At 62.3% G+C, this 21,889-nt stretch carries 18 protein-coding genes, 2 tRNA genes and 1 pseudogene; 5 read left to right on the top strand and 16 right to left on the bottom strand.

Going from position 1 to position 21,889, the window contains the following annotated elements; genetic code table 11:
• Positions 1-13: 13 nt before the first annotated feature.
• Positions 14-376, top strand: coding sequence for a diacylglycerol kinase (locus tag AC1RCO_RS10305; RefSeq protein ID WP_011059587.1), 363 nt, complete (start codon positions 14-16; stop codon positions 374-376).
• Position 377: 1 nt separating this feature from the next.
• Here AC1RCO_RS10305 and AC1RCO_RS10300 read toward each other — a convergent pair whose 3' ends face one another.
• Entirely contained in the window at positions 378-1,304 is a 927-nt protein-coding gene (locus AC1RCO_RS10300; protein WP_011059588.1) for a LysR family transcriptional regulator, read from the bottom strand.
• Between the two features lie 119 nt (positions 1,305-1,423).
• Between AC1RCO_RS10300 and fpr the strand changes: the two genes are divergently transcribed.
• Positions 1,424-2,203, top strand: a complete 780-nt coding sequence (gene fpr, locus AC1RCO_RS10295; RefSeq protein ID WP_003198368.1) for a ferredoxin-NADP reductase — start codon at positions 1,424-1,426, stop codon at positions 2,201-2,203.
• 122 nt (positions 2,204-2,325) lie between these two features.
• Here fpr and tsaA read toward each other — a convergent pair whose 3' ends face one another.
• The 6 genes from tsaA to rimO form a co-directional block, all read right to left on the bottom strand.
• Positions 2,326-3,021: a tRNA (N6-threonylcarbamoyladenosine(37)-N6)-methyltransferase TrmO gene (gene tsaA, locus AC1RCO_RS10290; protein ID WP_015634378.1), complete on the bottom strand. Its 696-nt coding sequence runs from the start codon at positions 3,019-3,021 to the stop codon at positions 2,326-2,328.
• 117 nt (positions 3,022-3,138) lie between these two features.
• A complete protein-coding gene (locus AC1RCO_RS10285) occupies positions 3,139-3,909 on the bottom strand; it encodes an SDR family oxidoreductase (protein WP_015634379.1) in 771 nt (256 codons plus the stop codon).
• A gap of 127 nt (positions 3,910-4,036) precedes the next feature.
• Entirely contained in the window at positions 4,037-4,498 is a 462-nt protein-coding gene (locus AC1RCO_RS10280; RefSeq protein ID WP_011059591.1) for a YehS family protein, read from the bottom strand.
• 66 nt (positions 4,499-4,564) lie between these two features.
• A complete protein-coding gene (locus AC1RCO_RS10275) occupies positions 4,565-5,275 on the bottom strand; it encodes an rRNA pseudouridine synthase (protein ID WP_015634380.1) in 711 nt (236 codons plus the stop codon).
• A gap of 82 nt (positions 5,276-5,357) precedes the next feature.
• A complete protein-coding gene (locus AC1RCO_RS10270; RefSeq protein ID WP_492617676.1) occupies positions 5,358-5,831 on the bottom strand; it encodes a GNAT family N-acetyltransferase in 474 nt (157 codons plus the stop codon).
• A gap of 117 nt (positions 5,832-5,948) precedes the next feature.
• The gene (gene rimO, locus AC1RCO_RS10265; RefSeq protein ID WP_011059594.1) at positions 5,949-7,286 is read right to left on the bottom strand and encodes a 30S ribosomal protein S12 methylthiotransferase RimO; all 1,338 of its coding nucleotides are present in this window, start codon (positions 7,284-7,286) and stop codon (positions 5,949-5,951) included.
• Between the two features lie 381 nt (positions 7,287-7,667).
• On the opposite strand from rimO, the gene AC1RCO_RS10260 reads away from it, so the two are divergent.
• Positions 7,668-9,509: a potassium transporter Kup gene (locus AC1RCO_RS10260; RefSeq protein ID WP_373873504.1), complete on the top strand. Its 1,842-nt coding sequence runs from the start codon at positions 7,668-7,670 to the stop codon at positions 9,507-9,509.
• Positions 9,510-9,676: 167 nt separating this feature from the next.
• On the opposite strand, the pseudogene AC1RCO_RS10255 reads toward AC1RCO_RS10260, so the two are convergent.
• From AC1RCO_RS10255 to AC1RCO_RS10235, 5 genes and pseudogenes are all read right to left on the bottom strand, one after another.
• Positions 9,677-9,841 (bottom strand): annotated as a pseudogene (locus AC1RCO_RS10255) (DUF3077 domain-containing protein); the annotation flags it as partial.
• Positions 9,842-9,930: 89 nt separating this feature from the next.
• Positions 9,931-11,229 carry a virulence factor family protein gene (locus AC1RCO_RS10250; RefSeq protein WP_492617675.1) on the bottom strand — a complete coding sequence of 433 codons (1,299 nt, stop codon included), beginning with the start codon at positions 11,227-11,229 and terminating at the stop codon, positions 9,931-9,933.
• Positions 11,229-13,877, bottom strand: coding sequence for a bifunctional lysylphosphatidylglycerol flippase/synthetase MprF (mprF, locus tag AC1RCO_RS10245; RefSeq protein WP_019094458.1), 2,649 nt, complete (start codon positions 13,875-13,877; stop codon positions 11,229-11,231). Before mprF ends, AC1RCO_RS10250 begins: the two co-directional genes overlap by 1 nt.
• Positions 13,878-14,155: 278 nt before the next feature.
• Positions 14,156-14,232 (bottom strand) — tRNA-Met (locus tag AC1RCO_RS10240).
• Between the two features lie 192 nt (positions 14,233-14,424).
• A tRNA-Met gene (locus tag AC1RCO_RS10235) sits at positions 14,425-14,503 on the bottom strand.
• Positions 14,504-14,798: 295 nt separating this feature from the next.
• Here AC1RCO_RS10235 and dinB point away from each other — a divergent pair.
• A complete protein-coding gene (dinB, locus tag AC1RCO_RS10230) occupies positions 14,799-15,866 on the top strand; it encodes a DNA polymerase IV (RefSeq protein WP_492617674.1) in 1,068 nt (355 codons plus the stop codon).
• A gap of 64 nt (positions 15,867-15,930) precedes the next feature.
• Here dinB and AC1RCO_RS10225 read toward each other — a convergent pair whose 3' ends face one another.
• The 4 genes from AC1RCO_RS10225 to AC1RCO_RS10210 form a co-directional block, all read right to left on the bottom strand.
• Complete coding sequence (locus AC1RCO_RS10225) at positions 15,931-16,884, bottom strand: hypothetical protein (RefSeq protein WP_011059599.1); 954 nt, start codon at positions 16,882-16,884, stop codon at positions 15,931-15,933.
• Between the two features lie 7 nt (positions 16,885-16,891).
• The gene (locus AC1RCO_RS10220) at positions 16,892-18,616 is read right to left on the bottom strand and encodes a proline--tRNA ligase (RefSeq protein ID WP_492617673.1); all 1,725 of its coding nucleotides are present in this window, start codon (positions 18,614-18,616) and stop codon (positions 16,892-16,894) included.
• A 129-nt stretch (positions 18,617-18,745) separates the two neighbouring features.
• Complete coding sequence (locus AC1RCO_RS10215; protein WP_011059601.1) at positions 18,746-20,311, bottom strand: AmpG family muropeptide MFS transporter; 1,566 nt, start codon at positions 20,309-20,311, stop codon at positions 18,746-18,748.
• A 42-nt stretch (positions 20,312-20,353) separates the two neighbouring features.
• Entirely contained in the window at positions 20,354-20,707 is a 354-nt protein-coding gene (locus AC1RCO_RS10210) for an MGMT family protein (protein ID WP_015634389.1), read from the bottom strand.
• 161 nt (positions 20,708-20,868) lie between these two features.
• Here AC1RCO_RS10210 and AC1RCO_RS10205 point away from each other — a divergent pair, with 161 nt between their 5' ends.
• The gene (locus AC1RCO_RS10205) at positions 20,869-21,876 is read left to right on the top strand and encodes a DUF481 domain-containing protein (RefSeq protein WP_026020131.1); all 1,008 of its coding nucleotides are present in this window, start codon (positions 20,869-20,871) and stop codon (positions 21,874-21,876) included.
• Positions 21,877-21,889 lie beyond the last annotated feature (13 nt).

The raw sequence follows: 21,889 nt of genomic DNA, 5'->3' as shown, positions 1-21,889 counted from the left end.
AGTTGCCCAGCTTATGTCGCCTTTCAAAGGTCAAACCGGTCTCAAACGTATCCTTAACGCCGCCGGCTATTCGTTCGATGGCTTGCGCGCGGCGTTCACTGGCGAGGCGGCATTCCGTCAGTTGGTGCTGCTCAATGTGATCCTGATTCCCCTGAGCTTCCTGCTCAATGTCAGCCGGGTCGAGCGTGCGCTGTTGATCGCCGTGTGCCTGCTGGCGCTGATCGTCGAGCTGCTCAATTCGGCGGTGGAGGCGGCCATCGACCGCATCTCCCTGGATCGTCATCCCTTGTCGAAAAACGCCAAGGACATGGGCAGCGCGGCGCAGTTTGTCGCTCTGAGCATGATCACCATCGTCTGGGCAGTGATCCTGATCTGAATCAGGGAATGCTCGGCAGGACGATCTCGTCGCTGCGTTGCACCCCGGCGGTAAAGGCGCGACACAGTTCCAGGAATTCGCGCATGGCCGAGGTCTGGTACTTCTGCTTGTGCCAGATGAAGTAGAACTGCCGGGCCAGGTCCAGGCCAGGGGTTTCCACCGGCACCAGGCTGCCGCGGCGAAACGCATCGCGCAGGGCCAGCCGGGAAATGCAGCCAATCCCCAAACCCGACTCCACCGCACGCTTGATGGCTTCGGTGTGCTCCAACTCCAGGCGGATGTTCAGTGCACTGCGGTGGTGACGCATGGCCTGGTCAAAGGTCAGGCGCGTCCCGGAACCCTGTTCGCGAAGGATCCAGGCTTCATGGGTCAGTTCTTCCATGGTGGCGTGGCCGCGCTTGGCCAGTGGATGCTGGGGCGCGCAGAACACCACCAGTTCATCTTCGACCCAGGTCTGGACTTCGATATCCGGATGGCTGCAGTCGCCCTCGATTAGACCCAGATCAATTTCGTAGTGGGCCACCTGTTGCACGATATGCGCAGTGTTCTGCACATGGAGCTTCACCTGGCTCTCCGGGTGCACCTGCATGAAACTGCCGATCAGCAGGGTGGCCAGGTAGTTGCCGATGGTCAGGGTCGCACCCACCGAAAGCGAGCCGAACCCGGACTTGCCGTTGAGCAGGTCTTCGATCTCCTTGGCCTGGTCCAGCAGGGCCACTGCCTGTGGCAGCAGCTGTTTGCCCAAGGCATTGAGGCTCAGGCGCTTGCCCGCGCGATCGAACAGCTGGCAACTGGATTGGCGCTCGAGTTCGGTGATCGAGGTACTGGCGGCCGATTGCGAGAGGGACAGCAGCCCCGCAGCACGAGAAACGCTCTCTTGCTGGGCGACGGCGACGAAGACTTGCAGTTGACGGAGAGTAAATCGCATATCGATATAACCGATAACCCTTATCTTAATAATCCAGTTAACAGATATTGTCGCCGCCATTAGAATGCTGTGCAATTGCGCTCATGGTCAGCGCAGGCAATTTCTAGGAGCCCCCGTACATGAGCAACATGAACCACGAGCGTGTCCTCAGTGTTCATCACTGGAATGACACTCTGTTCAGCTTCAAGTGCACCCGCGATCCGGGTCTGCGCTTCGAGAACGGTCAGTTCGTGATGATCGGCCTGCAACAGCCTAATGGCCGTCCGCTTATGCGTGCCTACTCCATTGCCAGCCCGAACTGGGAAGAGCATCTCGAATTCTTCAGCATCAAGGTTCCAGACGGTCCGTTGACTTCCCAGCTGCAGCATCTGAAGGAAGGCGACGAGATCATCATCAGCAAGAAGCCAACCGGTACCCTGGTACTGGATGACTTGAAGCCCGGCAAACACCTGTACCTGCTCAGCACCGGTACCGGCCTGGCGCCGTTCATGAGCGTGATCCAGGATCCGGAAACCTACGAGCGTTTCGAAAAAGTGATCCTGTGCCACGGCGTACGCTACGTCAACGAAGTCGCCTACCGCGAGTTCATCACCGAGCACCTGCCGCAGAACGAGTTCTTCGGCGAAGCCTTGCGTGAAAAGCTGATCTACTACCCCACCGTGACCCGCGAGCCGTTCGAGAACGAAGGCCGCCTGACCGACCTGATGCGCAGCGGCAAGCTGTTCCGCGACATCGGCCTGCCGCCGATCAACCCGCAGGACGACCGCGCCATGCTGTGCGGCAGCCCGAGCATGCTGGATGAAACCAGCGAAGTGCTCAACAGTTTCGGCCTGACCGTTTCGCCGCGCATGCGCGAGCCGGGTGACTACCTGATCGAGCGTGCATTCGTCGAAAAGTAGGAGCGAGCGTGCTCGCGAAGACCGTCCAGGCAGCGCATTGGTGCTGACTGGGCGGTTTCTGCCGGACACAGAAAAGCCCGCGTTGCCTGGAAAGGCAGCGCGGGCTTTTTCGTTTCCGGGGTTCAGCCCGCCGGGACCACTTCCAGCACCCGGATCACCCCGGGCTCTGGGTAATGCCAGCGCACGTCCAGATCCCAGAACTGGGCGCCGTACTCACGCTCGGCCGTGGGCACTTGGTAGGCCGGACGCGGATCCTGAGCCAGGCACTGCTCGATCAGCTCCACCAGGGGCTCCTGCAGACGCTGAGCGTGGATCTGAGCCTGTTGCAGGGCATTGTCCTGCCACTGCACCGGAATAATCTGCGGCGCGGCGCTAGCGATCTCATTGCTCGCCGTGGCAATGATGTCGGCGTAGGGCACGTAGGGCTTGATATCGAGGATCGGCGTACCGTCCAGCAGGTCGATGCCGGAGATCCACAGGCGGTTGGCCTCGACCTTGTCCAGCTTGACCACCGACTGGCCGATGCCATTGGGGCGATGGGTGGCGCGGGTGGCGAAGACCCCCATGGACTTGTTGCCCCCCAGGCGCGGCGGGCGCACCTTGAGTCGCGGCTTGTCCTCCAGGGCCTGGTGAAACAGGAATAGCAGCCAGACGTGGCTGACCTGCTCCAGCCCTTGCACCGCGTCGCCCTGGTCGAAAGGCGCCACCAGTTCCAGCACCCCGCGCGCGGCCGTAGCCAGTTGCGGTTGGCGCGGGATGGCGAACTTCTCCTTGAAGCAGGAGCGCACGAAGCCGATGGGGGAAACGCTGTAGGTCATGTTCTGGGGTCGAGGCTGTAAGGGGAGGGCATGATAACCCGTTCGCTGGCAAGCCAGCTTCTACAACACCCGCGCCACCTGTAGGAGCCGGCTTGCCGGCGAATTGCACAACATCGATCAGAGACTGAAGCCGCCATCCAGAGGAATGATGTTGCCGGTCATGTAGGCCCCCGCAGTGCTTGCCAGGCTGATGGCCAGCGCGGCCATTTCCTCTTCCCGGCCCCAGCGTTTCATCGGGATCAGCGCCACGTCTTCGGCCAGGGCCTGTTCATCGTTACCGATGTGCTGAGTCATCTTGCTGGGAAAACGTCCCGGCGCGATGACATTGACGTTGATGTGCTGGCTCACCAGCTCCCGGGCGAGGATCCGCGACATCTGGTGCAGCGCCGCCTTGCTCGGGCCATAGGCGTAGGCCTGTTCGCCGAAGGAGCTGATTCCGGCCACCGAGCCGATATTGATGATGCGCGCCGGATGGGCCGCCGAGCCGGCACGGCGCAGCAGCGGCAGCAACTGCTGGATACAGCTGAACACCGAGGTCACGTTCAATTGCATGACCTTTTCCCAACCCTTGGCCGGGTAGCTTTCCAGTGGCGCGCCCCAGGTCGTGCCGGCGTTGTTCACCAGGATGTCCAGGGAGTCGAGTTGCTGGCCCAAAGTGGCGGCAAGCTGCTGCACGCCTTCCTCATTGGCCAGGTTGGCGGCCAGCCCCCGGCACTCTCCGAATGCGGCCAGTTCCTCGGCGACCTGCTGGCAGGCGTCGGGATCACGGGCGCAGATATACACCCGGGCGCCGGCTTCGACAAAGGCCTTGGCAATCATCTTGCCGATACCACGGGTGCCGCCGGTCACCAGGGCGGTGCGGCCTTGCAGGGAGAAATAGGGATGCATGGGAAGTCCTGAGCAGATAGGTGTGTGCCTACCCTAGTCTTCAGGCGCTTGCCGGGGAGCCACTATTGCCTGGGGCAATAGCGGCTCATCAGGGCCGCTGAGAATGTACTGCGGCCGCGCGAGGGGTTCAGCCGCGTACGCGCAGGGTCAGGCCCTTGAGAAAGTTGCGCAGCAGCTGATCGCCGCACGGGCGGTAGTTGGTGTGGCCGAACTTGCGGAACAGCGCGCTCAGCTCCGGCTTGGACACCGGGAAGTCGGCCGCCTTGAGCACGGCGTGCATGTCGTCTTCCTTGAGTTCGAAGGCCACTCGCAGCTTCTTCAGAATGATGTTGTTGGTGACCGGCAGTTCGATCGGCAGCGGGGGACGGCTTTCGTCCTTGCCGCGCTTGAAGATCACCAGGCCATCGAGGAAGTGCGCCATGACTTCGTCCGGGCAATGCACAAAACCTTCTTCCTCATCCTTCTTCAGGTAGCTGACGACATCGTCCAGGCTGACCTTGAAACCGGTGAGCTTGATGATCTCGACGACCTTCTTGTCGCTGATGTCGAGCATGTAGCGCACGCTGCGCAGTACATCGTTATGAATCATGGTTACAGTCCTGATCAATGCGCGTGGAGCGCCGCGCAAGGGCACGGCGTCTGAATGGGGGCGGCTTTAGAACTTCTCTTTGGCCGACAGGTAGCGCCACTGGCCCAGCGGCACCTTGCCGATGGACACGCCGCCGACTCGTATGCGGCGGATGGCGACGACCTTGAGGCCGACGGCCTGGCAAAACAGCGCAATCACACCCGGCTGCGGGTTCTTCATGGCGAAGCGCAGGCGGTTCTCGTTCTGCCAGCTGGCTTTTACCGGTGGCAGCTCGCGGCCTTTGTAGGTCAGGCCGTGGTTCAGGCGGTTGAGCCCGTGGTCGATCATCTCGCCTTCGACCTCGACCACGTATTCCTGCTCGATCTTGGCCGCGTCGGCAGTCAGCTTGCGCAGCACTTTCCAGTCCTGGGTGAACACCAGCAAGCCGCTGGCGTTGGGCTGCAAGTCATCGCTGGCGGTCAGGCGCAGGAAATGCCCGCGCAATGGACGTTTGCCGTAGCGGTGTTCTTCGGACAGGCTGTCAGCGCCAATGGACTGCATGGCGCTGTCCAGGTCCTGGCCGGCAGGCACGTTGAGCAGGATGGTCACAGGCTCCGGCGCGGTGGCCTTGGCCTCGGGGTCCAGAGCGACGGTTTGCGCGCCGACCTTGAACTGCGGTTCGTCGATGACTTCGCCGTCTACGGTGACCCAGCCGCCCTCGATGAACAGCTCAGCCTCCCGGCGGGAGCAGCCGACCAGTTCGATGAGGCGTTTGGAGAGACGAATCGGGTCAGTCATGACAGGGGCCGTAACAAAAGAGGGCAGCTATTGTACCTGCCTGGCGCCGGTTAATCGCGGGTCCATTTGCCGGCTGTGGCTTTTAGCCGCGCCGGGCCTGCAGTTGTGCCTGTTTCAGGCGCATGTGCAGCAGCGGGTAGGGCTGGCCCATGCCGTCCTGCTCCGAGCGCCCGACCACTTCGAAGCCTTGCCTGAAGTAGAAGCCCAGGGCTTGGGGGTTCTGCTCGTTGACGTCCAACTGCTTGGCATTGAGGTGTTCCACCGCGTACTGCAGCAGCTGGCGGCCCAGGCCTCGGCCCCGGTGGGCCGGGTCGATGAAGAGCATTTCCACCTTGCCCGCCGCGACCCCGGCAAAGCCGGTGATGCGCTGGCGTGCATCGCGGGTGCAGATCAGCATCACCGCGTCCAGGTAGCGGGTCAGCACCAGTTTGCGCAGCAACTCTATATAGCTGTCCGGGAGAAAGTCGTGGGTGGCACGTACCGAGGCTTCCCAGACCTGGGTCAGTTCCGGGTAATCGCTGAGTTTGGGTGTATGCACGACCGAGTGTTGGCGCATGCCGCCTGCCCCTGAAGTGATAGGCCGCAGTGATTGCAGGCCTGGCAGAGCAAACGATAGACCGAAAAAAGCCCCGCATCTCGTGGCGAGAGCGGGGCTTGGCAGTTTTTTTACGCCTTACAGGGTTTCGGCCCAGAGGTCGTATTCGTCGGCGTCGGTCACCCGGCACCAGACCTTGTCGCCCGGCTTCAGGTCGCCCGCGCCGTCGATGAACACATTGCCGTCGATTTCCGGAGCATCGAAGAAGCAGCGGCCCACGGCGCCATTCTCGTCGACTTCATCGATCAGCACTTCGATTTCCTTGCCGATGCGCTGTTGCAGGCGTGCCGAGCTGATTTCCTGCTGGTGCGCCATGAAGCGCTCCCAACGGTCCTGCTTGACCTCGTCCGGGACCACTTCCAGGTCCAGGTCGTTGGCTGGAGCGCCTTCCACCGGCGAGTACTGGAAGCAGCCGACGCGGTCCAGTTGGGCTTCGGTCAGCCAGTTCAGCAGGTACTGGAAGTCTTCTTCGGTTTCGCCCGGGAAGCCAACGATAAAGGTCGAACGGATGATCAGTTCAGGGCAGATCTCGCGCCAGTTCTTGATTCGCGCCAGGGTCTTGTCTTCGAAGGCCGGGCGCTTCATGGCCTTGAGCACTTTCGGGCTGGCATGCTGGAACGGGATGTCCAGATACGGCAGGATCTTGCCGGCGGCCATCAGCGGAATCAGCTCGTCCACGTGCGGGTAGGGGTAGACGTAGTGCAGGCGAACCCATACGCCCAGGGTGCTCAGGGCTTCGCAGAGCTCGGTCATGCGGGTCTTCACCGGCGCGCCGTTCCAGAAGCCGGTGCGGTACTTGACGTCGACGCCATAGGCGCTGGTGTCCTGGGAGATCACCAGCAGTTCCTTGACCCCGGACTTGACCAGGCGCTGGGCTTCGTCGAGCACATCGCCCACCGGGCGGCTGACCAGCTTGCCGCGCATCGACGGGATGATGCAGAAGCTGCAGCTGTGGTTGCAGCCTTCGGAAATCTTCAGGTAGGCGTAGTGCCGCGGGGTCAGCTTGATGCCTTGCGGCGGCACCAGGTCGATCAGCGGGTTGTGGTCCTGTTTCGGTGGCACCACTTCGTGCACGGCGTTGACCACCTGCTCGTACTGTTGGGGGCCGGTGACCGCCAGCACGCTAGGGTGCACGTCACGGATATTGCCTTCTTCCACGCCCATGCAGCCGGTGACGATGACCTTGCCGTTTTCCTTGATGGCTTCGCCGATCACTTCCAGGGATTCGGCCTTGGCCGAGTCGATGAAACCGCAGGTGTTGACCACCACGACGTCGGCGTCCTGGTAGGTGGAGACCACGTCATAGCCTTCCATGCGCAGTTGAGTGAGGATGCGCTCGGAGTCGACCAGAGCTTTTGGGCAACCCAGGGATACGAAGCCGACTTTCGGGTTGGCCGGCGCGGAGGGGGTGGACATGTCTAACCTCGGTATTGGGTGTCGAGCCACTTGGGGGGCAAGTGCGACGGTTGGGCGCTGGCTGCGCCTCTGATCAAAAAGTGCGCAATTCTAGCGATGGTCGAAGCGCTTGACCAGCTTTATGCGGGGGAAATACGACGAGCGCTGGACTATGCTTCGTCCCGTTATACCCGGTTGCTTTCATACGGTGTTAGTTGGTGCCTTAGTGGTAATAAGAATCTGCAAATTACATGGCAAACTGCGCAACTTAAGAGAATAGCGCTTGTATAACCTTGCGCTTTCTATATAAGAAGCCCCGGTCTTGAGTAGTAGGAGTCATTGATGGGTCAGGCAAGTAGTCAGGCGGCGAGTGGCGAGCACTCCGGGGGCAAGCCTCTGGGGATGCTGGTGGCGGCGGTCGGGGTGGTGTATGGCGATATCGGCACCAGTCCGCTCTACACCCTCAAGGAGGTGTTTGCCGGCCATTATGGGGTTCAGGTCAATCACGACGGGGTGTTTGGCATCCTGGCCCTGATTTTCTGGTCGTTGGTCTGGGTCGTCTCGATCAAGTACGTGCTGTTCGTCCTGCGGGCCGACAACCAGGGCGAGGGCGGCATTATGGCCCTGACCGCGCTGGCCAGGCGGGCTTCCGGCTCCTATCCGCGCTTGCGTTCGATGCTGGTGATTCTGGGCCTGATCGGTGCAGCCCTGTTCTATGGCGACAGCATGATCACCCCGGCGATTTCCGTGCTGTCGGCGGTAGAGGGCCTGGAGCTGGCATTCAGCGGCCTGGAGCATTGGGTAGTACCGATGGCGCTGGTGGTACTGGTGGCCTTGTTCCTGATCCAGAAACACGGCACTGATCGCATCGGCAAGCTGTTTGGTCCGGTGATGGTGGCCTGGTTCGTGGTTCTGGGCGGGTTGGGGGTCAACGGCATTCTCCAGCACCCGGAAGTGCTGCAGGCGTTGAACCCGATGTGGGGCGTGCGCTTCTTCATTGTCCATCCGGGCATGGGGGTCGCCATCCTCGGTGCGGTGGTTCTGGCATTGACCGGTGCCGAAGCCTTGTATGCCGACATGGGGCACTTCGGGCGCAAGCCCATTGCCCGGGCCTGGTTTGCCTTGGTGTTGCCGGCGCTGGTGCTGAACTACTTCGGCCAGGGCGCGCTGCTGCTGGAAAACCCTGAAGCCGCCCGCAACCCCTTCTACCTGCTGGCGCCGAGCTGGGCCCTGATTCCGCTGGTGGTGCTGGCCACCCTGGCCACAGTGATCGCGTCCCAGGCGGTGATTTCCGGGGCTTTCTCCCTGACTCGCCAAGCAATCCAGCTGGGTTACATCCCGCGGATGCACATTCAGCACACCTCCAGCGCCGAGCAGGGGCAGATCTACATCGGCGCGGTGAACTGGGCGCTGATGGTGGGTGTGATCCTGCTGGTGCTCGGTTTCGAGTCCTCCGGTGCCCTGGCTTCGGCTTACGGCGTGGCAGTGACCGGGACCATGCTGATCACCAGCATCCTGGTGTCGGCGGTGATCCTGCTGCTGTGGAAGTGGCCTCCGATGCTGGTGGTGCCGCTCCTGGTGGGTTTCCTGCTGGTGGACGGGCTGTTCTTCGCCGCCAACGTGCCGAAGATCTTCCAGGGCGGCGCCTTCCCGGTACTGGCGGGGATCGTGCTGTTCATCCTCATGACCACCTGGAAGCGCGGCAAGGAGCTGCTGGTGGATCGCCTGGACGAAGGCGGCCTGCCACTGCCGATTTTCATCGGCAGCATCCGCGTGCAGCCTCCACATCGGGTGCAGGGTACTGCGGTGTTCCTCACCGCCCGCCCGGATGCCGTGCCCCACGCGCTGTTGCATAACCTGCTGCATAACCAGGTGCTGCATGAGCAAGTGGTGCTGCTGACCGTGGTCTACGAGGACATTCCCCGGGTGCCTGCACAGCGGCGCTTCGAGGTGGATTCCTACGGCGAAGGTTTCTTCCGGGTGATCCTGCACTTCGGCTTCACTGACGAGCCGGATGTACCGGAAGCCCTGAAACTGTGCCACCTGGATGAACTGGACTTCAGCCCGATGCGGACCACCTACTTCCTCAGCCGCGAGACGGTGATCGCCTCCAAGCTGGTGGGCATGGCCCGCTGGCGCGAAGCGCTGTTCGCCTTCATGTTGAAGAACGCCAACGGCAACCTGCGCTTCTTCAAGCTGCCGGTGAACCGGGTGATCGAGCTGGGCACCCAGGTCGAGATGTAACCCCGAGCCAACAAAAGCCCCCGCTGCCGAAAGGCAACGGGGGCTTTTTCGTTTCACGGCCCTGTAGGAGCGAGCTTGCTCGCGATAACGGACCGGCCATCGATATCGATGCTAATGACAGGACGGTTTCTCCCGGAGCCCACCGGCCCCGAGATCGCCCTTGGTCGTTACGCGGCTAGCGCCTGCACCACATCGTCCACCACCGCCTTGCCCATGGCGCTCAGGTAGTATGCTGCCCAGGCTTGACGATCGCTGTCCTTGCTGTAGGCGGCGTCCTTGGCAAAGGCCTTGGCCAGGGGCGGCAGGTCGGAGGCTTCCCACAAACCTAATCCGTCCCCACTCAGTGAGGGCATTTATACCGTCGATGTAAAAAAGCCCCCGCAACCTGAGGCTGCGGGGGCTTTGTCGGGCGAGGCTCGGCTCACTCTTGAGCGGTGGCCTGATCCTTGGCCTGGCGCTTCTCGATGGCATCCACCAGGCGCTTGGCCAGTGCCGGGTAGTTCTCATCGAAGTGATGGCCCCCTGGCAGCTTCATGGCTTCACCAACGGCGGTCTTGTCGGTGCAACCGCTTTCATCGACCTCTTCCACGCCGTAGATGCACACCACCTTGGCGGCCGGCAGCTTGGCCATTTCCGGGCCGGTGGCGGCTTCCTTGCCGGCGTTGCCCAGCCAGCCTTCGACTTCGATCTCGAAGCTGCCGGTGCGGGCGAAGGCCAGCAGGATAATGGCGTCGACACGCTGCTGCTCGGCTTCCGGCAGGCGGTTGTAGATGGCAGGCAGCACGTCGGCGCCGAAGGAGTAGCCGGTCAGCACGAAGCGCTTGGTGCCCCATTTCTGCCGGTAGTGCTGCATCAGCTCGGTGAGGTCGATGGCGCTCTGTTCCGGGGTCTTGTGCTGCCAGTAGTAGCGCAGGGTGTCGATGCCCACCACCGGGTAGCCGATCTTGGCCATCTCGCCGGCCACGTCGCGGTCCAGGTCGCGCCAGCCGCCGTCGCCGGAGAGGAACAGGGTCACGGTGTCCTTGGCCTGGCCGGCCGGCACTTCCACCACGGGGATGCTCAGGCCGCCGTTTTCCGAACCCACCAGCAGCTTGCGCAACTCGTTGTTCAGTACCTGGGGCAGGTGGATGTCGTAGTCGCTGATGCTGGTGGTGGCGTTGGGGGTATCACGCACGAAGCCGGCGCTTTCGTCATCCGGGTTGTCGTTCCAGGCCACCAGCCAATGGCCGTGGGCCAGGGTCTTGGGCAAGGGATCGGTGCAGCCGGGCGCCGGGTTGATGGTGAAACCCACCGACACGGCCTGGGCCTTGTCGTCGTTCTGGCTGGCGATCCAGCGCCAGGCCAGGGCTGCGCCCGGGCCGATGCCGCTGACCAGGGTGGCCGGGCCGGCGAGTTGCGGCAGGGCGTTCTGCAGGGCTTGTTCCTGCAGCTTGCAGTCGTCCTTGGGCAGGACCACCTGGACGATCTGCGCCGCGCCGCTGCGGCTCAGGGCCAGCAGTTGCTTGTCGGTCAGGGTCGCGTCAGGCAGCACTGCCACCACTACCCGGGCCTTGGCCTGGGTACCTGGGGTCACACGGTTCAGGGTCGAGCCGTCGGCCTGAGTCAGTTGTTCCAGGGTCGGTTCGGGAGCGGGGCGGTTCCACCACCAGTAGCCGCCACCTGCAATCAGAGCCAGCACCACCAGGGTCGCCAGCAGGTACCGCCAAGAGCGTTGAATCATTAGCGTTTCACCAATCCAGTCAAGCCGCCTGCGATCAGGGCGGCAGTGTCGGCCAGTGCAACCAGCGGGTCCAGCCCTGCCGGCACGGCCATGTAACGGGGTTCCCAGTCAGGCTGGAACTTGTCTTTGAAACGGCGCAGGCCCTGGAAGTTGTACAGCTGTTCGCCACGGCGGAACACCATCGAGCCCAGGCGCTGGGTCAGCGGTGCGCCACGCCGTGGTTGCAGGCCGGACAACGGCACCATCCCCAGGCTGAAGCGGGCATATCCATGATTTTTATAATGCTGGATCAGGCCGACCATCATGAACTCCATGGTCAGCTTCGGCGCGTCCGGGTGCGCGCGCATCAGGTCGAGGCTGGCCAGGTCGTGGCTGTAGGTCTCGAGCAGGTTGGCGAAGGCCACCGGGCGCCCTTCAAAACGAATGATGGCGATGCGGAAGTGCTTGAGGTAGTCGTCGCTGAAGCGGCCCAGGGAGAAGCCTTTCTCGCGGACATTCTTGCCGGTCAGCCAGGCGTCGGAGATCACTTTCAGCTCGTCCATCGGTGCTTGGCCCGGCTCGTGGATCTCCAGCGACAGGCCGTCGCGGGTGCCACGGTTCCAGGTGTAGCGCAGGTCCTTCATCTCCTTGCCCTTGGCTTCGAGATCAAAGCGCTGCAAGTCGACCCGGGCTTCTTCGCCGAGCTTGATCGCGGTCAGGCCGATGTCCATGTAGTAGGGCAGGTTCTCCGCCCGTACCTGGTAGAACACCGGGCGCGCGTGGTGCACGTCGCACAGGTCGCGGAACTGCCAGATCATTTCCGCGCGTTGCTGGGTCGGGCCAATGGGGTCGTACAGCGCCACCAGGCTGCGGCCGCGGCGGGCGTACATGAGGAAGGCGTCGTCGTTGGGGTGGAACAGCAGCGCCTTGTCGCCGGTCAGGGCCAGGCCGCCATCGGGTTGGGACGAGGCCATTAGGATCTTCGCAGCTTTGTCTAGCTCCTCGCTGGTGGGCAGGTGGATCACCGGGCGCGCGGTGCGCAGCAGCCAGGTCAGGGACACCACCAGCAGCAGCACCGCGGCGCCCAGCAGCGAGCGCAGGCCACGGGGGGCGTCGGCGTCGAGAGTGAACTGCCACCACAGCTGATGGCTGTAGGGCACGTCCTGATAGGCGAACAGCAGCAGCCAGATGGAAGCCCCCAGCACGCAGACGCTGGCCACCAGGTACAGCGGCGAGAACGGCAGTTCGGTGAGGCGGCTGGGGCGATAGAACGAGCGGCGGAACACGGCCAGCAGGCTGGCGGTGAGGGTCATCAGGCAGGCTTCTTCCCAGTCAAAACCCTTGAGCAGGGAGAGCAGGGCACCCACCAGCAAGAGAATGGTGGTCAGCATCCAGGCCGCCGACAGGCGCCGGCGCAGGCCCTGGGCCAGCAGCAGGCAGAGCACGCCGATCAGGCTGGCGCCGAAGTGCGAGGCATCCACCAGGCGATGGGGAATCAGGAAACCGATGTGTTGCAGGCGGGTATCGATTTCCGGGGTGGCGCCGGAAAACAGCAGCACCACACCGGAGAGGAACACCAGCACCGCGAGGATTGGAGCGGCCAGGCCGGACGCCACCCGCAGCGATTGGCGGGTCTGGAACAGGCGCTGGGCTTCGTTGATCAGCAGCAGGACGCAGGCCACCAGCATCGGCAGCACCACGTAGATCAATCGGTACAACAGCAGTGCCGCAGCCAGGGGCGCGGCACCGAGCTTGTCGGCGAAGGCCGCCAGCAGGATGGCTTCGAACACCCCGACGCCACCGGGCACGTGGCTGAGCACACCTGCGGCCAAGGCCAGTAGGTACACCAGCAGGAAGGCGCCGAACGGCGGCGCTTCGGGCAGCAGCAGATAAAGTACGGTGGCGGCTGCGGCGACGTCCAGGGCGGTGATGATCAGTTGCAGGAAGGTCAGGCGGCGTCCGGGCAGGCGCAGGGTGCGGCGGCCGACGCGCACCAGCAGGTTGTCGCGCAGGGGCTGTTCCGGCAGGCGCCGGCGATAGATGCCGATGGCTAGCACCGCTCCCAGCACCAGGATGGCCAGGGCGATACCCGCCAGCAGGCTTTCCGGCAGGCGCAGGGCCGCGGAGGCTGCCGGCAGGTTGCTCAGTGTGGCCAGGGCTGCCAGCGGAGGCAGGGCACAGCCCAGGGACAGGCTGGCGAACAGGGTCATGTGGGCCACATCGGCGGCCCCCAGCCCATGGCGGGCGTACAGCCGGTAGCGCACTGAACCGCCGGAGAGCAGCGACAGGCCTATGGCATTGCCGATGGCGAAGGCCGTGAAGCCGCCCAGGGCCAGGGTGCGGCCGGGCAGGTTGACCCCGGCATAGCGGCTGGCGGACCACTCGTAGCCCAGCAGGATGATGAAGCCGACGATGGTCGCGCCCAGGGCGCCGAGCAGGGCCGGCTTGGGCACGTCGAGGATCGAGTCGTGCAGTGCGTAGAAGTCCAGCTCGCTGAGCAGGTGGCGACAGGCGATCAGGGCAATGGCGAACAGTAGCAGGGTCACGGCCAGGCCCAGCGGCTGGCGGTATTTGCTCAACAGGTCCAGCCAGCGCAAGCGAGTGACTGTAATGGGTTGAGTGGCGGTAGCGGTATCGGCGTCTTGTGAATCAGACATGTTGGCGCGCATCAATCACCTCGTGGATTGTGCGCGACAGGATGGGGGTATCCAGCCAAGTTACCAATCCCTGTAGAAAAAATAATTTCAAATATTAACGCGTCTCACCGTGGCCCGGCGAGCCTGCGCGATCAACGCAAGGTGGTTGCCCCGAGACAGAGCATAGCTTGCATGGTGAAGAGTCGACGCGCTGCTAAAGGTTCGCAACACATTGCCAGATCATTGTTGCCAAAGGACTTTTTCAACAGATACAAAAAAGGCCACTCTTTCGAGCAGCCTTTTTTGATGTTTGGTTGCGGGAGCCGGATTTGAACCGACGACCTTCGGGTTATGAGCCCGACGAGCTACCAGACTGCTCCATCCCGCGTCTGTGTGGCGGCATTCTACAGGCGAACGACCGAGTGTCAACCGTTAATGGTCCCAGAGGTCAAATTAACGTCGAAAACCTGGCTGGCCGACTTAAGTCATGGACCTGCAAGGAGTTTTACAGGGCGTGAAGGTAGGGAAAAACACGCGCGCACAAAAAAGGCCACTCTTTCGAGTAGCCTTTTTTGATGTTTGGTTGCGGGAGCCGGATTTGAACCGACGACCTTCGGGTTATGAGCCCGACGAGCTACCAGACACTGCTCCATCCCGCGTCTGTGTGGCCGAATTCTACAGAGCTGGCAGATCCTGTCAATCATTAAATTTTGAAAATTGCTTCCGGTTCAATCGCTTAGCTTCCTTGAAGGGGCTTTTCGGAAGGCTCGGGCCTAGCTAGAACGGGGCTTGCAGCTCTATTGAAGGCGTTGTTGTCATTGAGCAAATAAATTCAGCCGGACCTGATGAAGGTCAGCGCGAAGATGCAAGGTACTGGTGCTATATACAGGTGTCGGTAGATACTTGCCTTCTGCTTTCATTGCGACCTGTGCCTTTCATGATCTCTGCCTTTATATGATGCAGCGCAAAATCATCCACATTGACTGCGATTGCTTCTACGCCGCCATCGAAATGCGCGACGCCCCGCACCTGGCCAGCAAGCCGCTGGCGGTGGGCGGGTCAGCGGATCGACGGGGGGTGATTGCTACCTGCAATTATGAGGCGCGGGCCTATGGGGTGCGCTCGGCCATGTCCTCCCGGCACGCCCTGACCCTGTGCCCGGACCTGGTGATCGTCAAGCCGCGCATGGAGGCCTATCGGGAAGCTTCCAAAGAGATTCATACGATCTTTCGCGACTACACCGACCTGATCGAACCCTTGTCGCTGGACGAGGCCTACCTGGATGTTTCCGAAAGCCCGAGCTTTGCCGGCAGCGCCACGCGTATCGCCCAGGACATTCGCCGTCGGGTTTCCAATCAGTTGCACATCACCGTGTCGGCCGGGGTGGCGCCGAACAAATTCCTGGCGAAGATCGCCAGTGACTGGAAAAAGCCCAACGGCCTGTTTGTGATCACCCCTGACCAGGTGGAGGATTTCGTCTCCGAGCTGCCAGTCAGCAAGCTGCACGGAGTGGGTAAGGTCACGGCGGACAAGCTGGGGCGCCTGGGCATTGTCGACTGCCTGCAATTACGGGACTGGAGCAAGCTGGCGCTGGTGCGCGAGTTCGGCAGTTTTGGCGAGCGCCTGTGGAGCCTGGCCCGGGGCATCGATGAGCGGCCAGTGCAGAACGATAGCCGGCGGCAGTCGATCAGCGTGGAGAATACCTACGACGTGGACCTGCCGGATCTGGACAGTTGCCTGCAGAAGTTGCCGGAACTGATGGAGACCCTGGCGGGGCGCATGGCGCGCATCGACAGCAGCTACCGGCCGGGCAAGCCTTTCGTCAAAGTGAAGTTTCATGATTTTACCCAGACCACCCTGGAACAGGCGGGGGCGGGGCGTGACCTGGAGAGTTATCGGCAATTGCTGACCCAGGCCTTCAAGCGCGGCGGCAAGCCGGTGCGCCTGCTGGGAATTGGCGTGCGTTTGCAGGATATGCGCGGCGCTCATGAACAGCTGGAGCTGTTCCGAGGGGGGGGGTAGGGGCTGGCCGGTTGCGATCCATCCGAGGCATCGCTTTCGCCGGCAAGCCGGCTCCTACAGGGGGTCAGTTGCTGCCGGGGTCGGCCACCAGGCGGCCGGCATTCTTGGTCAGGGACTTGAGGAACTCGTTCTGCAGCTCCGGATCGTTGCGGGTCAGCTCGATCAGGCTTTGCTCCAGTTCGCTGGCTTCTTCCTCCAGGCCCAGCTCCGACAGGCGTTTGACCCGGTGCACCCACTGGCTCACCTCATCATCTTCCAGGTCGTCGTAGATCAGTGCATGGGCTTCCTGCAACTTGCTGCGCAGGCCGCTGCTGATGCTCAGGGAGGAGTCCGAATGCACTTCGTCCTGAGCGTCTTCGACACTGATCTGCAGCTTGCCGATGTGATTCAGGTCCTGCTCGGAAAACGGATTGTCCAGCAGGTTCAAGCGCAGCACGCCATTGCGGTCGGTGCTCAGCTCGTAGGTCTGCTTGCCGGCCTTGACCTGCACCGGACGCTCGCTCCATGGCAGGCTCGAATACTCCAGGCGCTTGTCGCGCTGGACTTCATCGATGGCTGCCAGGTTCTGCTGGGCACGGCCATGGGAGGGCATGTTCATGAACGGGTTGAGTCCGGACACGCCGTAGCTGATCCAGTCCTTGGTCACGCTGTCCGGCAGGTTGCCCAGGGCGAACACATTGACCACATTGGCCCCGACGCCCGCCACCAGTGCCACCGCGCCCAGCGGGATCTCGTAGATCTCGCGCCAGGGTTGGTAGGGCGTGTAGCGATCGTAGCGGCGGGTGACCTCGAACTCGGTGACTTCGAAGGTCTTCTGTTCGTGAATGCGCACTCGGCGTTGCGGCAGCTCAAGCACCTTAGGCTCACCGACATCGATCTGCAGGCTGTGATCGAGCAGTTTGCGCTCGACACGTTCCTCGTGTTCGCTGCGTTGCGACATCTGGTTGGCACAGCCGCTGACCAGCAGGGCGCCGCATAAAGCGGCGCCCCCGAGGCTTAAGGTGTTTCGCTTGAACATGACTTCTCTATCTGGTTTCGCGACGGATACGGGCTTGAAGGAAGGACAGTACGTCGGCCACGGGCAGTGCTTGCGCCTCGGCTTCGGTACGGCTCTTGTATTCCAGGTTGCCTTCGGCGAGGCCGCGGTCGCTGACCACGATCCGGTGAGGAATGCCGATCAGCTCCATGTCCGCGAACTTGATGCCCGGGCTGGTCTTCTTGTCACGATCGTCCAGCAGCACTTCGAAGCCGGCAGCGGTGAGTTCCGAGTAGAGCTTGTCGGTGGCTTCGCGAACCTGCTCGGTTTCGTAGCGCAGTGGCACCAGGGCAATCTGGAACGGCGCCAGGGTGTCGCTCCAGATGATGCCGTTGGCATCGTTGTTCTGCTCGATGGCAGCAGCCACCACACGGGATACGCCAATGCCGTAGCAACCCATTTCCAGGGTCACCGGCTTGCCGTTTTCGCCCAGCACTTCGCACTTCATCGCCTTGCTGTACTTGTTGCCCAGCTGGAAGATGTGCCCGACTTCGATGCCGCGCTTGATTTCCAGGGTGCCCTTGCCGTCCGGGCTCGGGTCGCCGGCCACCACGTTACGCAGGTCGGCCACGGTCGGAACCGGCAGATCGCGTTCCCAGTTGACGCCGAAGTAGTGCTTGTCGTCGATGTTCGCACCGATACCGAAGTCGCTCATCAGCTCGACCGAGCGATCGATGATGATCGGCAGCGGCAGGTTCAGCGGGCCGAGGGAACCGGCGCCGGCGCCAATGGCGTCACGCAGTTCGGCATCGGACGCCATGACCAGCGGGCTGGCAACGCCAGGCTGGTTGGCGGCCTTGATTTCGTTGAGTTCGTGGTCGCCACGGATGATCAGGGCAATCAGCTTGCCTGGCTCTTCGGCGTGGACGATCAGGGTCTTGATGGTCTTTTCAATCGGCAGATTGAATTTTTCCACCAGCGCGGCAATGGTCTTGGTGTCTGGCGTATCGACCAGGCGCAGTTCTTCGGCTGGCGCTGGGCGCGAGGTTTCGCGAGGCACGGCCTCGGCTTTCTCGATGTTCGCCGCGTAGTCGGAGCCGTTGCTGAAGACGATATCGTCTTCACCGGATTCGGCCAGCACGTGGAATTCGTGGGAGCCGGCGCCGCCGATGGAGCCGTTGTCCGCTTCAACCGGGCGGAACTTCAGGCCCAGGCGGGTGAAGACATTGCAATAAGCCTGGTGCATGCGGTCGTAGGTGACCTGCAAGGACGCCTGGTCGGCGTGGAAGGAGTAGGCGTCCTTCATGATGAACTCGCGGCCGCGCATCAGACCGAAGCGTGGGCGGATTTCATCGCGGAATTTGGTCTGGATCTGGTACAGGTTCAGCGGCAGCTGCTTGTAGCTGCTCAGCTCGTTGCGAGCCAGATCGGTGATCACTTCTTCGTGGGTCGGGCCGGCGCAGAAATCGCGACCGTGACGGTCTTTGAAGCGCAGCAGCTCCGGGCCGTATTCTTCCCAGCGACCGGATTCCTGCCACAGCTCAGCCGGCTGAGTGCTCGGCATCAACACTTCAAGCGCGCCCGCGGCGTTCATTTCTTCGCGAACGATGGCTTCAACCTTGCGCATCACCCGCAAGCCCATCGGCAGCCAGGTGTACAGGCCGGAAGCCAGTTTACGGATCATGCCGGCGCGCAGCATCAGCTGATGGCTGATCACGACCGCGTCGGAAGGCGTTTCTTTCTGTGTGGCGAGCAAATATTGACTGGTGCGCATGGTAGGCCGTTGTCGGTTGCTGAAGACTGGAAGTGACGGAGCATTGTACGGGCGAGTTCCGCTGGCGTACAGGATTGCGCTCGGAGGGGCCGGGGGCTACTGCGAAAAGTGCGCAACCCCCGGGATTTTCTAGGATTCTTCGCCGACTGCGGTGCTGTTGGCGGAGCTTTCGGGCTCGGGTTTCGGCCCGGCGCGGCGGCTCTCCTGGAACCAGTGAATGGCGATCAGGATCAGTGTCGGCACCCCGAGGATCGCGGTGATGAGAAAGAAGTCGTGATAGCCGAACTTTTCCACCATGACCCCGGAATAGCCGCCGATCAGGCGCGGCAGCAGCAGCATGATGGAACTGAGCAGGGCGTACTGGGTGGCGGAGAACTTGAGGTTGGTCAGGCTCGACAGGTAGGCGACGAAGGCTGAAGTGGCCATGCCTGAACTGAAGTTGTCCAGGGAAATGGTGACGATCAGCATCTTCAGGTTCGGGCCCATGTCGGCAAGCATGAGGAACAGCAGGTTGGTCCCGGCCGATGCGGCGCCGCCGATGAACAGGATCGGCAGGATGCCGAACCGCACGATCAGCAGGCCGCCCATGCCGGCACCGAGCAGGGTCATGATCAGCCCGAAGATCTTGCTGACCCCGGCGATCTGGTCTTTGGTGAAACCCTGGTCGATGTAGAACACGTTGGCCATGACGCCCATGACCGTGTCCGACATGCGATAGGTGGCAATCAGCCCCAATAGCAGAAAGGCTTGCCAGCGATAGCGCAGGATGAAGTCGTTGACCGGCGTCAGCACCGGCGCCAGGCCCCGGCGGCCCATGGCCGAGAGGCACAGGGTGCTGAGGGTGATGTAGAGGATGGCCCGCAGGAAGGCGCGGTCTTCCAGCAGCAGGTCCAGCAGGCTGACGCCGTCGAAGATCACGCTGGCGAAGTCGGTGTTGTACAGCTGGGTGAAGGTGGCGGGGACGGAAACCAGTAGCACGATCAGCACGAATACCGAGATCAACTGGTGAGCGAAGCTGTAGCGCCCGGCGGACAGTTGGGTGCGCAGCGGCACCGCGGGTTCACGCATCAGCAAGGTGGTGATCAGGGCCGGGATCATCAGCACCCCGAACAGCACGTAGGTGCCGGTCCAGGCCGAGTGCTTGTAGCTGAAACCGGTGGAGCCGAAGCCTTCGGCGAAAAACAGTGCGCCGGCAGTGGCCAGCAGCACGGCAACCCGATAGCCGGACATGTAACTGGCGGCAAGGGCGGCCTGGCGGCTGTCGTCGGCGATTTCCAGGCGGTAGGCGTCGATGGCGATGTCCTGGGTGGCCGAGGCGAATGCCACGATCACCGCAATGGCAATCAGCCAGGAAAGGTGCTTTTGCGGGTCGCAGAAGCCCATGCCGATCAGGCCGAGAATCACCAGGGTCTGCGCCAGCACCAGCCAGGAACGACGTCGACCGAGCTTGCCCAGGAGGGGCAGGCGCCATTGGTCGAGCAAGGGCGACCATACCCACTTGAAGGCATAGGCCAGGCCGATCAGGCTGGCGTAACCGATGGTTTCACGGGCCACACCGGCCTCGCGCAACCACACCGAAAGAGTCGAGAACACCAGCATGTAAGGCATGCCGGCGGCGAAACCAAGCAGCAACAGCACGAGCGTCGAGGGGCTGGCATAGGCGGCAAGTGCGGCGCGCCAGGTTTTACGGGGCATGGGCTGAAGTCTGCCTCAGATTACGGAAACAAAGCGCGCACTCTAACCGCTGTGCTCCACCGGGCGCCAGCCATGGCGCTGAATATCCACGCGATTGTTCAGGATAGAGACACCTTCGCCACGCAGTCTGGCCCGCTGCTCGTCGCCCGAGGGACTGCCGGCCGGCAAGCTCAGGCGACCACCGGCGCCGAGCACTCGATGCCAGGGCAGACTGGTGTCGGCGGGTAACTGGCTGAGGGTGCGCCCGACCCAGCGTGCCGCCCGCCCCAGGCCTGCCATCTCCGCCAGTTGGCCATAGCTCACCACCCTGCCTTCGGGGACCTGGGCCAGGGTCAGGTACAGCGCCGTACGTCGGATCTGTGCAGGGCTTTGCGGCTCTTCGCTGTGTTCGGTCACATTCGCGGTTCCAGATAATAGAGGAGGGACGCTGGTCGGCTGTGGTGATCAAAGCCGGATGAGTATTGAACTCACTCTCAATACCCGGGTCAGTCCTGACTAAGGCTTGTTCAGCAGGAATAATGCCGTTTTTTTTCGCAAGATCGAGTCCTCTATTGCTTATGTTGCCTAGAACTTTGCTGTGTTTCGCGGTGCTCAGCGCCTCCATGCCTGTATTGGCCGATACCGTGTGGTTGAAGAACGGTGATCGCCTGAGTGGCAAGATCAAGGTGTTCGACGGCGGCAAGCTGTTGATCCAGACCGACTATGGCGGCGCCATCAATATTGACTGGAAGCAGGTCAAGACTCTGGAGAGCGACCAGGAGCTGCTGGTCAAGCAGGATGCCTACACCGGGGAGAAGGCCAAGTCGCTGCAGGCGGCGGACGAAGGCAAGGTGATCCTGGCCAACGGCGAGGCGCCCAAGACGGTGGAGCTGGCGAGCATCCAGCAGATCATGAAGCCCAAGCCGCTGGTGGAGGACATGGTCTGGAAAGGCAACGTCGATGTGGCCATGGACTACAAGCGCGCCGAAAAGAACACTGATGACTACGACATCGACTTCAAGACCTCGGCGCGTCACGGGGCCTGGCGCCACAATGCCCAGGGCGAATACAACCGTGAGTTCCAGGATCATGTGGTGACCACGGACAACTGGAGCGCCGAGTACGCTCTGGACCGTTTCATCACGGAAAAGTGGTTCTGGGAAGGGCGCCTGACCTACAAGCGGGACAAGGTCGAGGACCTGGCGCGGCAGCGGGTGGTGGGTACCGGCCCCGGCTACCAGTTCTGGGATGATGAGCTGGGTGCGTTCTCCCTGGGCTCGCTGCTCAACCGTACCGATTACGAGTACGCCGATGGCGGCAAGGACAACTTCTATTCCCTGGCGATGAAGTGGGACTACAACCGTTACCTGATCGGCAAGCGGGTGGAGTTCTTCACCAATGGCGAGGTGGGGCGGCCGCTTTCGGGGGTGGCCGACTATGCACTGGATGCCGAGATGGGGCTGCGCTACAAGGTCACCGACTGGGCTTCATTGAACCTCAAGGCGGAAAAAGACCTGATCCGCGGTACCGAAGACAGCGATCTGGACAAGACCCGCTACACCGTGGGCTTTGGCGTGACCTGGTAACCCGGGACGCATG

This window comes from Pseudomonas sp. GW823-FHT03E05 (assembly GCF_058796855.1).
The sequence above is the reverse complement of the archived record's forward strand: the minus strand, read 5'-3'. Positions and strand labels throughout refer to the sequence as shown.